The sequence below is a fragment of the Herbidospora cretacea genome (genome assembly GCF_001570605.1).
Classification (GTDB): domain Bacteria; phylum Actinomycetota; class Actinomycetes; order Streptosporangiales; family Streptosporangiaceae; genus Herbidospora; species Herbidospora cretacea.
Genome location: NZ_BBXG01000009.1, coordinates 160,056 through 172,809 on the forward strand (window position 1 = coordinate 160,056; position 12,754 = coordinate 172,809).

Sequence of the window (12,754 nt, forward strand, 5' to 3'; positions counted from 1 at the left end):
CTCACCCCTTGTCGAGGGCCGTGTTCAGTTCCAGCACGTTCACCCCTGGCTCGCCCATGAACCCGAGCGGGCGGCCGGTCGTGTGCTGCTCGATGAGCGTGTTGACCTGGTCGACGGGGAGACCGCGCTCCCTGGCCACCCGTGGCGCCTGGAGTTCGGCGTAGGCGACCGAGATGTGCGGGTCGAGCCCCGAGCCGCTCGCCGTCACCGCGTCCGCCGGTACGACCGCCGTCGCGCCACCCCTGATCGGGACGGTGCGCCCGGCCGCGTAGTCCTCACCCGGCTTGCCGCACTCGACGGCGACGCCCTGGTAGGTCGCGACGAACGGCCGCGCGGGACAGGCCTGGTTGACGCTGACCGCCCGGGTCGGCTTTCCGAGGGCGGGGAAGACCTTCAGCACCGCGCCGACGCCGTCGGAGGTGCAGTAGGGCCGGGCGCCGCTGACACTCTCCAACCGGCCGACCGCCACCGACCGCGCGCAGACCTGGGTCAGCAGACTCGTTCGATCGGGAGTGTCGACGACGTCCTCCGGGCCGAGGTTGCTGGCCGCCGTCGCGAGCATGTCGTAACCGGCCGCCGACGGGCGGGACTGGAAGTACTTGGCGACCGGGTTCCCGTCGGCGTCGGTGAAACTCTGGCCGATCAGGCCGGGGTTCTCGTCGAACAGTGCCTGGGCCACGCCGGTGGTCGCCAAGGGATAGGCCACGCCCAGCACTGCGGTCAGCACGAGGACGGCGCGGAGGGCCGCCAGGTGTTGCCTGATCCAACTCGGTAGACGTTCCATCACACGATTCCCATGATCAGAAGGTCGATCAGTTTGATGCCGACGAAGGGGGCCACGATGCCGCCCAGGCCGTACACGAGGAGGTTGCGGCTGAGCAGTTTCGAGGCGCTGGACGGCCGGTATTTCACGCCCCGCAGCGCCAGCGGGATCAGCGCCACGATGATGATCGCGTTGAAGACGACCGCCGAGAGGATCGCCGACTGCGGCGAGCTCAGGCGCATGACGTTGAGCGCGTCGAGGCCCGGATAGACCGCCGCGAACATCGCCGGGATGATGGCGAAGTACTTGGCGATGTCGTTGGCGATGGAGAACGTCGTCAGGGCGCCCCTCGTGATGAGGAGCTGCTTGCCGATCTCGACGATCTCGATGAGCTTGGTCGGGTTGGAGTCGAGGTCGACCATGTTCCCGGCCTCTTTGGCCGCCGACGTGCCGGTGTTCATGGCGACGCCGACGTCCGACTGGGCGAGCGCGGGGGCGTCGTTGGTGCCGTCGCCGGTCATGGCGACCAGCCGGCCGCCCTCCTGCTCGCGCTTGATCAGGGCGAGCTTGTCCTCCGGCGTGGCCTCGGCGAGGAAGTCGTCGACGCCCGCCTCGTCGGCGATGGCCTTGGCCGTCAGCGGGTTGTCGCCGGTGATCATGACGGTCCGGATGCCCATGCGGCGCATCTCGTCGAAGCGTTCCCGCATGCCGGCCTTGACCACGTCCTTGAGGTGGACGACGCCGAGGACCCGGTCCTTCTCGGCCACCACCAGGGGGGTGCCGCCGCTGCCGGAGATGGCGTCCACGATGGCGCCGACCTGGCCGGTCGGGTGGCCGCCGTTGTCGCGGACCCACTTCATGACCGCCGTCGCCGCGCCCTTGCGGATCTCCCGGCCGCCGAAGTTCACGCCCGACATGCGGGTCTGCGCGGTGAACGGCACCCATTCGGCGTCGCGGACCTCGCGTTCGCGCAGGCCGTGGTGCTCCTTGGCGAAGACGACGATCGAGCGGCCCTCGGGCGTCTCGTCGGCCAGCGAGGAGAGCTGGGCGGCCTCGGCCAGCTCCGACTCGGCCACCCCGGCGACGGGCACGAACTCGGCCGCCTGCCGGTTGCCCAGCGTGATGGTGCCGGTCTTGTCGAGCAGCAGGGTCGACACGTCGCCCGCCGCCTCGACCGCGCGGCCCGACATCGCCAGGACGTTGCGCTGCACGAGCCGGTCCATCCCGGCGATGCCGATGGCCGACAGCAGGGCGCCGATTGTGGTCGGGATGAGGCAGACCAGCAGCGAGACGAGCACGATGCCGCTGACGCCGTCGCCGGTCAGGGCGAGCGAGTCGGGCAGGCCGGGGTTGGCGCCCTTGGCGTAGATGGCCATCGGCTGCATGGTGACCGTGGCGATCAGGAAGATGATCGTCAGCGCCGCCAGCAGGATGTTCAGCGCGATCTCGTTGGGGGTCTTCTGCCGGTTCGCGCCCTCGACCAGGGCGATCATCCGGTCGATGAAGCTCTCGCCGGGCTTCTGGGTGATCCTGACGACGATCCGGTCGGAGAGCACCTTCGTGCCGCCGGTGACCGCGCTGCGGTCGCCGCCCGACTCCCGGATGACCGGGGCCGACTCGCCGGTGATGGCCGACTCGTCGACCGAGGCGATGCCCTCGACGACGTCGCCGTCACCGGGAATGATCTCCCCGGCCACGACCACGACCTCGTCGCCCTGCTTCAGCTCGGTCGCCGAGACGACCTGGCCGTTGGTGAGCACAGCAGTCGTGTCGCGCTTGGTGGCGCGCAGCGTCGCCGCCTGGGCCTTGCCCCGGCCTTCCGCGACCGCCTCGGCCAGGTTGGCGAAGATCACGGTCAGCCAGAGCCAGACCACGATCGCCCAGGCGAAGAAGTTCGGTTCCAGGACGGCGAGGACGGTGGTGAACACCGCGCCGACCTCGACGATCAGCATGACCGGGTTGCGCCACAGCGTGACGGGGTTGAGCTTCTTGAACGCGTCTGGCAGCGATGTGATCATCTGCTGGGGATCGAACGCGGCCATCAGAACAGTCCTTCTGCGATGGGGCCCAGCGCGAGCGCGGGGAGGAAGGTCAGGGCGACCAGGACGATCGTCACGCCGACGACCAGGCCGACGAACTGCGGCCGGTGGGTGGGCAGGGTGCCCGCCGACTCCGGCACCGGCGTCTGCCGGGCCAGCGAACCCGCCAGGGCGAGCACGAAGATGATCGGCAGGAACCGGCCCAGCGCCATGCACAGGCCGAGCGCCACGTCGTACCAGGGCGTGTTGACCGTGACGCCGCCGAAGGCGGATCCGTTGTTGTTGGAGGCGCTGGTGAAGGCGTACAGGATCTCGGAGAAGCCGTGCGGGCCCGAGTTGAGCATCGCCGCGAGACCCGCTTCGTTGCCCATCGCGACCGCCGTGCCGATCAGGACCAGCGCTGGCGTGACCAGGAAGTACAGGGAGGCGAGCTTGATCTCGCGGGAGCCGATCTTCTTGCCGAGGTACTCGGGCGTGCGGCCGACCATCAGGCCCGCCACGAACACGGTGATGACGGCCAGGATCAGCATGCCGTAGAGGCCCGCGCCCACTCCGCCGGGCGCGACCTCGCCGAGCATCATGTTGAACAGCGTCATCATGCCGCCGAACGGCGTGAACGAGTCGTGGAAGGAGTTGACCGCGCCGGTCGAGGTCAGCGTGGTCGCCGCCGCGAACGTGGCCGAGTTGGCCACCCCGAACCTGACGTCCTTGCCCTCCATCGCCGCGCCCACGGCCTGCGGGACGGTCGCGTCCCCGGCCAGCTCGAACACGTTGGTCAGCACGACGCTGGCGATCGCGATGACGCCCATCACGGCGAGGATCGCGTAGCCCTGGCGGAGCTGGCCGACCATCCGGCCGAAGGTCCGGGTGAGGGCGATCGGGATGAGCAGGATCAGGAAGATCTCGAACCAGTTGGTCCAGGCGCTCGGGTTCTCGTACGGGTGCGCGGAGTTCGTGTTGTAGAAACCGCCCCCGTTGGTGCCCAGTTCCTTGATGACCTCCTGGCTGGCCACCGGCCCGCCGGTGACGTGCTGGACGTTGCCGGTCAGCGTGGTGATGTCGTGGGGGCCGGCGAAGTTCTGCACCACCCCGCCCGCCACCAGGACCAGCGCGCCGACGAAGGCGATGGGCAGCAGGACGCGCAGCGAGCCGCGCACCAGGTCGACCCAGAAGTTGCCGATCGTGTCGCTGCCCCGGCGGGCGAACCCGCGCACCAGCGCGATGGCCACCGCCATGCCGACCGCCGCCGACACGAAGTTCTGCACGGCCAGCGCGGCCATCTGGGTGAGATGGCTCATCGTGTTCTCACCCGAGTACGCCTGCCAGTTCGTGTTGGTCACGAAGCTGATGGCGGTGTTCCAGGCGATGTGGTCGGTCACCGGGGGGAACCCCAGCGACAGCCAGAGCTTGTCCTGGAGGCGCTGGAGGGCGTACACGAAGAGGATCGAGACGACCGAGAACGCGAGCAGGCTCCGCGCGTAGGCGCTCCAGCGCTGCTCGGTGTCGGGCCGGACGCCCAGCAGGCGGTAGGTCACCCGCTCGACCGCGTTGTGCCTGCCGCCGGTGTAGACGCGGTGCATGAAGTCGCCGAGGGGCTTGTAGACCACGGCCAGGGCGACGACCAGCGACAGGATGAAGGTCCAGCCCATGTCAGAACCGCTCCGGGAACAGCAGTGCGGCGACCATGAAGATCACCAAGCCGATGGCGACGACGAGGCCGGCGGCGTTGATCGCGCTCACAGGCGCTCCACCGCCTTGACCACGAACCCGAAGACCACGAAGATCGCGATCGTCAGGGCGACGAAGATGAGGTCACCCATCTCTGCTCACAGCTCCTCAGTTCCGATTTCCAGGCGGTACCGCTCCAGGAAAACGGCATTTCAGGGCTGTTCGGCCGGTCTATATGCCTTCGCTACGCGGGCGGAGGAATTCTTGACGGCTAACGCACGAGATCGCTCTCGTAGGCCGCGATGACGAGATGGGCGCGGTCGCGGGCGTGGAGTTTGCTCAGCAGATGGCCGATGTGCGTCTTGACGGTCTTGATCGAGATCATGAGCCGCGCGGCGATCTCGTCGTTGGACAGGCCGTGGCCGACCAGGGTGAGGACCTCGGTCTCCCGCTCGGTCAGGGTTCCGACCGTCCTCGCGGGCGCGGGGCGGCTGACGTAGGCCTCGATCAGGCGCTCCATGACGCTCGGGGCCAGCAGTGACTCGCCCTCGTGGACGCGGCGGACGGCGGCGAGCAGGCGGTCGGGGTGGGCGTCCTTGAGCAGGAACCCGGCGGCCCCGGCCTGGAGGGCGGCGCGGACGTACTCGTCGAGCTCGAACATCGTCAGCACGATGATCTTCATCGTGGGGTGCTCTCCGAGGATGGCGCGGGTGGCCGTGATGCCGTCCATGCCCGGCATCCGGATGTCCATCAGCACCACGTCGGGCGTCGCCGAGGCGCAGACGCGGATCGCCTCCTCCCCGGTTCCGGCCTCGCCCGCCATGGCCATGCCGGGGGCGGCGTCGATCACGGCGGCCAGGCTGTGGCGCAGCAGCGGCTGGTCGTCGGCGATGACGACGCGGATGGTCATGCGGCCTCGGGGATGCGGGCGGTGACCCGGAAACCGTCGCCGTCCGGCCCGGCCGTCAGCGCGGTGACGCGTTCGCGCAGGCCTTCGAGGCCGTGACCGGCGCCCCGGTGGGCGACCCAGCCGTCGACCGGGCCGTCGTCGCGGACCGTGACGGTGATCCAGTCGTCGTCCCGGCGGACCTCGACGGCGGCGGTCGTCGGGCCCGCGTGGCGGGCGGTGTTGTTGAGCGCCTCCCGGACGACCGCGCAGACCGCCAGTTGCGCGCCCGGCCCGGCGGTGTGGTCGGCGACGTCGAGCGTCACCGTCAGGCCCGCGCGTTCGGCCTCGGCGACGATCCCCGGCAGGTCGTCGAGCGACTCGGCCGGGCGCAGCGGCGCGGCGGCCTCGTTGTCGCGCAGGACCCTGAGCATGCGGCGCAGCTCCGTGGTGGTCTGGCGGCCGATGCGCTCGATGTCCTCCAGGGCGGCTTCCGGGTCGTCGCGCACGTAGCGGGCCGTGGTCGCCCGGACGGTGATCAGGCCGAGGCCGTGGGAGACGATGTCGTGCAGGTCGCGGGCGATGCGGAGCCTCTCGGCCTGGGCCGCGCGCTCGCCCGCCCACGCGGTGAGCTGGGCCTCGTAGGTGGCGCGCTGGCGGCGTCCGCGCACCAGCGCCCAGGCCGTCGTGGCCAGCGTGAGCGCCGCGATGACGGCGGGCACCACCACCACTCCGGGCCCCTCACCCCCGGCGGAGAGCAGCACCAGCAGCAGGAGGACGTAGACGGCGGCGATCGGAGGCCACACTCGCGGGCTCTTTTGCGGCAGATTCACAGCGCGAGCCACGGCCGGCCTTCGGCCGTCCGCGTCTCGCTTGCGCTTAGGAATCGCCACCATGCCCGAAGTCTAGGAACTCTTCTCGGTACGCCACATCGGACCAGGGTCTGACAAAGCGTCCCGGACCTCGGTCCGATGTGCCGTCCCGGCGACGCCGGTTCACTGAGCGGCGTGATTACCATCGACGGTCTCGTCAAGCGGCGGGGCGCCAAGGAGATCCTCTCGGGGGTCGGATTCGAGGCCCGGCCCGGACGGGTGACCGGCTTCCTCGGCCCGAACGGCGCGGGCAAGAGCTCCACGCTGCGCATCCTGCTGGGCCTCGACCGGGCCCAGGCGGGCACCGCCCTGATCGACGGCGTGCCCTTCGCCGCGCTGCCCGACCCGGTCAGGACGGTCGGCGCGGTGCTCGACGGATCGGGCGCCCACCGGTCGCGGACCGGCCGGGCCCACCTGCGCTGGGTGGCCCGCGCGGGCGGGCTGCCCCTCTCGCGGGTGGACGAGGTGCTGGAGCTCGTCGGGCTGGCCGACGCGGGCGCGAAGCGGGTCGGCGGCTACTCGCTGGGCATGGGACGGCGGCTCGCGCTGGCGACCGCGCTGCTCGGCGACCCCTCGGTCCTAGTCCTGGACGAGCCGATCAACGGGCTCGACCCGGAGGGCATCCGGTTCGTCCGGACCTTCCTCCGCGAGCGGGCGAGGGCGGGGCGTACCGTCCTGCTGTCCAGCCACCTCATGGGCGAGCTCGCGGAGACCGTCGACGACGTCGTGGTGATCGACCACGGGCGGATCGTCGCCCAGGGGAGCCTCGCCGAGGTCACCGGGGCCCACCGGAACCTGGAGGAGGCGTTCTTCGCGCTGGTGTCGCGATGAGGGCGGAGCTGTCGAAGCTCGCCTCGCTGTGGTCGGTGTGGCTGGCCTCGGCCGTGGCGGTGCTCGCGCCGAGCGGGATCGCCCTGCTCAACAGGGGCGTCCCCGGGCCCGACCGGGGCTACCAGGAGCTGGCGTTCGGGGTGATGGGGGTGATCATCCTCGGGGTCGTGGCGGTGAGCAGCGAGTACTTCACCGAGGGCGCGGAGTCCGGCGGCGGCCGGCAGATCACGACCAGCCTCACCGCCGTCCCGTCGCGGCTGAGGTTCCTGGCGGCGAAGGCGGCGGCGGTCGCGCTGGTGGCCGCGCTCCTCGCGGTGGTCGCCGCGACGGCCACGATGAGCTTCGCCGCGGGCTCGTCGTGGGAGCCCGCGCGGCTGGCCGGGGTGGTCTGCTACTGGACGTACACGGCGCTGCTGGCCTTCGGGGTCACCGTGCTGACCCGGCACGGGGTCGTGCCGCTGGTGGTGCTCCTGGTCAACACGTCGCTGGTGAGCGTGACCTATCTGCTCAGCAGGTTCTTCGCGGTGGCCGGCTACTTCCCGGACCTGGCCGGGGCGCGGATGTTCGTGGAGCCCAACGACACCAAGGTGGAGATGGCCCCGATCGTCGGCTTCCTGGTGATGTCGGGCTGGGTCGCCGCGCTGCTGGCGATCGCCGCCGTCGTGTTCACCCGGAGGGACGCGTGATCAGGGCCGAGCTGTCGAAGCTGCTGACGCTCCCGGCGACCTGGGTCACCCTCGGGTGGACGCTGGTGCTGAACACGCTGCTCACCCTCGTGATCGCCGTCGGCGACGCGCCGATCGCCTACTCGCAGGCGGGGTTCGTGGTGTTCGGGGCGCTGGCGGCCTGCTCCGAATACACCGGAGGCCAGATCAGGACGACCCTGACGGCGATGCCGCGCCGGGTGCCCCAGCTGGCGGCCAAGCACGCCGCGCTGGCGGTCGTCACGATCCCGGCGGCCCTGGTCGTGGTCCTGTCAGGGCGGGTGATCACGATGGCGGCGCTCGGATCGTGGGCCGTGCCGTGGGAGGCGGCGGAGGCGACGGCGTATGTGACGCTGGTGACCGCGCTGAGCGCGGCGGTGGGCGTGCTGGTCCGCCACACCCTGGCGGCGGTGGCGCTGCTGCTCGGCTACCTGCTCGTGGTGGCGCCGCTGATCCGGGCCGCCGACCTGGCCACCCTGGCGATCGGGACGCCGGTGGTCCTCGCCGCGGCCCTGCTGGCGCATCGCCGCCGGGACGCGTGATCAGGCCCGCTTGAGCAGGGCCACGACCGCGCGTTCGGCCGCGCCGTGGGTGGCCGGGCCGTCGCCGTCGCCCAGGTCGGTGAGGGCGCGTTCGATGGTTCGGCCCTTCTCGTAGGCGCTGATCACCCGGGGGTCCACGTAGGAGGCGCGGGCGACGGCCGGGGTGTTGCCCAGGTAGTCGGCGACCTCGCGCATCACCCGGGTGACGGCCTTGCGGCGGGCGGTGCGGGTGCGGACGCGCTTGGAGACGGCCAGGCCGACGGCGGCGTAGACGGTGGCGTGCCAGGTGCGGAAGTCCTTGGCGCTGACGTCGGTCTCGAAGCGCTCGCGCAGGTAGGCGTTGATGTCGTCGCTCTTGACGTCGACCCACGTGCCGTCGTTCTCGTAGCGCAGGAGTTCGCCGTCGTCGCCGGTCTTGCGGAGCTCGGTGACGACCTTGCAGACGTCGGGGTCGGTGATCTCGATCTCGCGCGGCTTGCCGCCCTTGGCCGGGTAGGAGCAGCTCACCCGGCCCTTGGCGCAGGTGACGTGCTCCATGCGGAGAGTCGCCAGGCCGAAGGACTCGTAGGCCTCGCCACCGACGCGGAACAGGCCGACGTCGAGCATGCGGGCGGCGGCGGCCAGCACCCGGTCGCGGGTCAGGCCCCTCTCGTCGAGGTCGGCCTGGACCTTCTTGCGGAACTCGGGGAGGCGCTCGGCCAGCTTGCCGACGCGCTGGAACTTGGCCCGATCTTGCTCCGCGCGCCAGGCGTCGTGGTAGCGGTACTGCCGCCGGCCGGCCGCGTCGGTGCCGGTGGCCTGGATGTGGCCGTCGGGGTCGCGGCATATCCACACGTCGCGCCAGGCGGGCGGGAGGACCAGCTTCTTGATCCGGTCGAGGGTGCGCCGGTCTTTCACGGGACGGCCGCCGGCGTATTCGTACGAGAAGGACCGCCCGCGCCGCCGCCGGGTGATGCCGGGTTCGGCGGGGTCACTGGGACGCAACTCTGGCATCTCCAGCACGTGCCCATGAGATTGATCACCTAACGTCATGGGGGATATCGCTCTGTGTGACGAAATGGCTGATCGTGGTCCTCGCCGCGGGGTGCGCCTCGTCGGCGGAGCCCGCCGTCGTCGACACCGCGGCCAGGTTCTACGCGGCCGTGTCCGCAGGTCAGGGCGGGGAGGCGTGCGCGCTGCTGACCGACGCGGCGGCGCGGAGCCTGCCCGAGCCGTGCGCGACCGCGATCCTCGGCCTGGGGCTGCGCGGAGGCCCGGTCGGCTCGTCGGAGGTCTGGGGGCAGGAGGCGCAGGTACGCCTCTCCGGCGACACCGTCTTCCTGCACCGGTCGCCCGAGGGGTGGCGGATCAGGGGCGCCGGGTGCCGGCCGCAGGGGGAGCGCCCCTACGACTGCGAGGTGTCGGGCTGATGAAGGCGATGTTCGGGGTGACGGTGGCGATCATCGTCGTCGGGCTGGCCTACTTCCTCCTGATCGGGTTCCTGCGCCGATGATCCGCCGCAACGGGCTCAGCCTGTTCTTCCTGGTCGTCTTCCTGCTGGCGCTGATCGGGCAGTCGATCGCGGGCGTCGGCTCCTACAACGACGAGCAGATCGGCTCGGGCGGCACGACCGTGTCGTGGCTGACCTACGTGACCTCGGCCGACTTCGCGGTCGACGTCGCGGAGAACTGGCAGTCGGAGTACCTCCAGTTCCTCCTCTACATCGTGATCACCGTCTGGCTCGTCCAGCGCGGCTCGCCCGAGTCGAAGGAGAAGGAGACCGGCGACGAGATCCAGGCCGGCAGCCCCGAATGGGCCAAGGCCCAAGGACTGCGCAATCTGCTGTTCGCGAACTCGCTCGGCATCGTGATGGGCACGGTCTTCGTCCTGTCCTGGTACGCCCAGTCGGTCGCCGGCACCGCCGCCTACAACCGGCAGCAGCTCTCGCAGTTGCAGGACCCGGTGAGCTGGGGCGGCTACGTCACCTCACCCGATTTCTGGGACCGGACCCTCCAGAACTGGCAGTCGGAGTTCCTGGCGGTGCTGTCGATGGTCGCCCTGGCCATCTACCTGCGGCAACGCGGCTCTCCCGAGTCGAAGCCGGTCGGCGCGCCCCACGAGGAGACGGGCACGGACTCGTGAAAACCAGATGACATCCGGCGTCGGGGGCCGGAATTCTGAGTGGGCGCGACGAGTTTTGTCGGTGGTGCGAGCCATCCTGGTCTTGGCCGCAATTCAGTTCCACTCCCCTGATTTTCGAGGTGCCGTGCCCAGCCCCCAGCTCGACGAGCTCGAACCGTCCGCCAAGTCCGCGACCGACGCGCCACGTCGCACTCCGCCTGTGATCCGGCTGCTGGTGCTGGCCACCTTCGTGGTCATCCTCAACGAGACCATCATGATCAACGCCATCCCGGCGTTGATGACGGCGCTCCACATCACCGAATCGACCGCCCAGTGGCTGTCGACCGCCTTCATGCTGACCATGGCGGCGGTCATCCCGATCACGGGATGGTTCCTCCAGCGCGTGACCACGCGAACGGCCTACACCGCCGCAATGGGGCTCTTCCTGTTCGGCACGGCCCTCGCGGCGGCGGCGCCGACGTTCGAGGTCCTGCTCGGCGCCCGCATCATCCAGGCGTCCGGCACGGCGATCATGATGCCGCTGCTGATGACCACCCTGATGCAGGTCGTGCCGGAGAACGACCGGGGCCGGGTGATGGGCAACGTCTCCCTCGCCATCTCGGTCGCGCCCGCCATGGGCCCGACCGTCTCCGGCGTGATCCTCCAGTTCGGCTCGTGGCGGCTGCTGTTCGTGGTGGTCTTCCCGATCGCCGCGCTGATCAGCTGGTTCGGCCTGAAGCATCTGAAGAACGTCGGCGAGACCAAGGTCGGCTCCATCGACTGGTTCAGCGTCGTCACCGCCGCCATCGGCTTCGGCGGCCTGGTGTTCGGCCTCAGCCGGTTCGAGGGCGGTGACGCCCGCGTCGCCGGCGGCATCCTGGCCGGTGGCCTGCTGCTCATCGCGGTGTTCGTGTTCCGCCAGCTGCGGCTGCAGAAGCGCGGCATCCCGCTGCTCGACCTGCGCACGCTGACCCACCGCACCTACACCGTCTCGCTGATCCTGCTCGCGGTCGCCTTCCTCGCCATGCTCGGCGCGATGGTGCTGCTGCCTCTCTACCTGCAGAACCTCCGCGGCCTCAGCACCCTCCAGACCGGCCTGCTGGTGATGCCGGGCGGCCTCGCGATGGGCCTGCTCGGCCCCGTCGTCGGGCGCCTGTTCGACCGCTTCGGCGGCCGGGTGCTCGTCATCCCCGGCGCGGTCGCCATCGCGCTCTCCCTGGTCGGGTTCAGCCAGATCACGATGACCATGCCCTACTGGCAGATCCTCGGCTTCCACGCCGTCCTGTGCGTCGGCCTGGCCCTGACCTTCACCCCCGTGTTCACCCTCGGCCTGGGCGCCGTCCCGTCGCCGCTCTACTCCCACGCCAGCTCGATCCTGAGCACTCTTCAGCAGGTCGCCGGCGCGATCGGCACCGCGCTCGTGATCACCGTCATGAGCTCCCGGGCGGAGACCCTCCGGGCCGAGGGCGCGACCGCGTCCGTCGCCCTCCTTGAGGGCATGCGCCTGTCCTTCATGGTCGGCGCGGGCCTGGCGGTGGCGGTCATCATCACCGCCCTGCTCCTCCCGTCGAGGGCCGCCGAACACGGCGACGGCCCCCGGGCCGCCCACCACTGAGTTCACATATGGGTCCTCGAGGCGCTACGGCGCTTCGAGGAACGGTAGACCGCTTGGAGCCGCCGTCACGGTGATGCCAGGCGTTTGTCTCTCATACTCGAATGCCGGGCCTCGAACCAGTCGGCGGCCATGTCGGTATCGGTGATCCGGCCGATGAGAGTCAGCGTTGAGCTGAGCATTTCGTCGGTTTCCACCCATGTCTGCGCATCATCCTCGACATTGATCTCGAAGCGCAGCCCGGCCATCAGATGGTCGAGGGCACGAGGATCCTCGCCATGGGCGTCGGACGGAAATGCGGGATCGAAGGCGGTGATCAAGCGGCTGTCTTCTGCGTACTTGAAGTACTCCCGATTACTCACGTCCATGCCCAGGCTGACGGCCTTCCGGCCTCCGGTGGTCACGGCTCTCATGAACTCGTCTCCCTCATAGGGCGCGGGTACGACGCAGATCCAGCCGCCCACCTGCGCCACCCAGCGAGAACCGTCGTCGAGGTGGCGATCGAGGATCTGGCTCAGGTAGCAGGGCTCGCGGGTGGTCGGGTCGAGCTCGAATTCCGATGACAGGGTGGCGATGTCGGTGCCGTGGACCCAAACGGCGTCGAAACCCAGCATCCCCAGGTCCACGTCGTCGGTGCCCTCGACGAAGATCGTGGACACTAGCAGGTCGTAGAGATATGTCGGTGACCGCCGATTCATGGGGAGATGTTGTCAGGCCGTACCGATGAATCGGAAGTA

14 protein-coding genes are annotated in these 12,754 nt (G+C 70.0%); 6 read left to right on the plus strand and 8 right to left on the minus strand.

What is annotated here, in order from left to right; translation table 11 throughout:
• Window position 1 precedes the first annotated feature (1 nt).
• The 6 genes from AW270_RS19875 to AW270_RS19900 all read right to left on the minus strand — a co-directional run bounded on the left by AW270_RS19875 (window position 2) and on the right by AW270_RS19900 (window position 6,162).
• Entirely contained in the window at window positions 2-784 is a 783-nt protein-coding gene (locus AW270_RS19875; protein WP_061296500.1) for a potassium-transporting ATPase subunit C, read from the minus strand.
• Complete coding sequence (gene kdpB / locus AW270_RS19880; protein WP_061296503.1) at window positions 784-2,805, minus strand: potassium-transporting ATPase subunit KdpB; 2,022 nt, start codon at window positions 2,803-2,805, stop codon at window positions 784-786. Before kdpB ends, AW270_RS19875 begins: the two co-directional genes overlap by 1 nt.
• Complete coding sequence (kdpA, locus tag AW270_RS19885) at window positions 2,805-4,451, minus strand: potassium-transporting ATPase subunit KdpA (protein ID WP_061296505.1); 1,647 nt, start codon at window positions 4,449-4,451, stop codon at window positions 2,805-2,807. Before kdpA ends, kdpB begins: the two co-directional genes overlap by 1 nt.
• A 1-nt stretch (window position 4,452) precedes the next feature.
• The gene (gene kdpF, locus AW270_RS19890; RefSeq protein WP_034385538.1) at window positions 4,453-4,542 is read right to left on the minus strand and encodes a K(+)-transporting ATPase subunit F; all 90 of its coding nucleotides are present in this window, start codon (window positions 4,540-4,542) and stop codon (window positions 4,453-4,455) included.
• A gap of 199 nt (window positions 4,543-4,741) precedes the next feature.
• The gene (locus AW270_RS19895) at window positions 4,742-5,380 is read right to left on the minus strand and encodes a response regulator transcription factor (RefSeq protein ID WP_061296507.1); all 639 of its coding nucleotides are present in this window, start codon (window positions 5,378-5,380) and stop codon (window positions 4,742-4,744) included.
• Window positions 5,377-6,162, minus strand: a complete 786-nt coding sequence (locus AW270_RS19900) for a sensor histidine kinase (protein WP_245674779.1) — start codon at window positions 6,160-6,162, stop codon at window positions 5,377-5,379. The genes AW270_RS19895 and AW270_RS19900 overlap by 4 nt, the downstream gene beginning before the upstream one ends.
• Before the next feature lie 201 nt (window positions 6,163-6,363).
• On the opposite strand from AW270_RS19900, the gene AW270_RS19905 reads away from it, so the two are divergent.
• Genes AW270_RS19905 through AW270_RS19915 form a run of 3 tightly spaced genes read left to right on the plus strand, consistent with a single transcriptional unit; the run spans window position 6,364 to window position 8,305 of the window.
• Entirely contained in the window at window positions 6,364-7,059 is a 696-nt protein-coding gene (locus AW270_RS19905; RefSeq protein ID WP_061296810.1) for an ABC transporter ATP-binding protein, read from the plus strand.
• Window positions 7,056-7,745 (plus strand): ABC transporter permease, encoded by a 690-nt coding sequence (locus tag AW270_RS19910; RefSeq protein ID WP_061296511.1) that lies wholly within the window; start codon window positions 7,056-7,058, stop codon window positions 7,743-7,745. The genes AW270_RS19905 and AW270_RS19910 overlap by 4 nt, the downstream gene beginning before the upstream one ends.
• On the plus strand, window positions 7,742-8,305 hold the full coding sequence (locus AW270_RS19915; protein WP_061296514.1) for an ABC transporter permease: 564 nt from the start codon (window positions 7,742-7,744) through the stop codon (window positions 8,303-8,305). Before AW270_RS19910 ends, AW270_RS19915 begins: the two co-directional genes overlap by 4 nt.
• Here AW270_RS19915 and AW270_RS19920 read toward each other — a convergent pair whose 3' ends face one another.
• Complete coding sequence (locus AW270_RS19920) at window positions 8,306-9,298, minus strand: DNA topoisomerase IB (RefSeq protein ID WP_061296811.1); 993 nt, start codon at window positions 9,296-9,298, stop codon at window positions 8,306-8,308.
• Window positions 9,299-9,354: 56 nt separating this feature from the next.
• On the opposite strand from AW270_RS19920, the gene AW270_RS19925 reads away from it, so the two are divergent.
• From AW270_RS19925 to AW270_RS19935, 3 genes are all read left to right on the plus strand, one after another.
• On the plus strand, window positions 9,355-9,714 hold the full coding sequence (locus tag AW270_RS19925) for a hypothetical protein (protein ID WP_061296517.1): 360 nt from the start codon (window positions 9,355-9,357) through the stop codon (window positions 9,712-9,714).
• A gap of 79 nt (window positions 9,715-9,793) precedes the next feature.
• Complete coding sequence (locus AW270_RS19930) at window positions 9,794-10,426, plus strand: DUF6766 family protein (RefSeq protein WP_061296520.1); 633 nt, start codon at window positions 9,794-9,796, stop codon at window positions 10,424-10,426.
• 124 nt (window positions 10,427-10,550) lie between these two features.
• A complete protein-coding gene (locus tag AW270_RS19935; protein WP_245674780.1) occupies window positions 10,551-12,020 on the plus strand; it encodes an MDR family MFS transporter in 1,470 nt (489 codons plus the stop codon).
• Between the two features lie 65 nt (window positions 12,021-12,085).
• Here the strand turns inward: AW270_RS19935 and AW270_RS19940 are convergent, their stop codons facing one another.
• Window positions 12,086-12,676: a DUF6461 domain-containing protein gene (locus AW270_RS19940; RefSeq protein ID WP_061296522.1), complete on the minus strand. Its 591-nt coding sequence runs from the start codon at window positions 12,674-12,676 to the stop codon at window positions 12,086-12,088.
• Window positions 12,677-12,754: the final 78 nt, after the last annotated feature.

Excerpts from the sequence above, each read along its gene's own strand:
- kdpB (WP_061296503.1), bottom strand. The coding sequence starts at position 2,805 with ATGGCCGCGTTCGATCCCCAGCAGATGATCACATCGCTGCCAGACGCG.
- AW270_RS19895 (WP_061296507.1), bottom strand. The coding sequence starts at position 5,380 with ATGACCATCCGCGTCGTCATCGCCGACGACCAGCCGCTGCTGCGCCAC.
- AW270_RS19920 (WP_061296811.1), bottom strand. The coding sequence starts at position 9,298 with ATGCCAGAGTTGCGTCCCAGTGACCCCGCCGAACCCGGCATCACCCGG.
- AW270_RS19910 (WP_061296511.1), top strand. The coding sequence starts at position 7,056 with ATGAGGGCGGAGCTGTCGAAGCTCGCCTCGCTGTGGTCGGTGTGGCTG.
- kdpA (WP_061296505.1), bottom strand. The coding sequence starts at position 4,451 with ATGGGCTGGACCTTCATCCTGTCGCTGGTCGTCGCCCTGGCCGTGGTC.
- AW270_RS19930 (WP_061296520.1), top strand. The coding sequence starts at position 9,794 with ATGATCCGCCGCAACGGGCTCAGCCTGTTCTTCCTGGTCGTCTTCCTG.
- AW270_RS19875 (WP_061296500.1), bottom strand. The coding sequence starts at position 784 with ATGGAACGTCTACCGAGTTGGATCAGGCAACACCTGGCGGCCCTCCGC.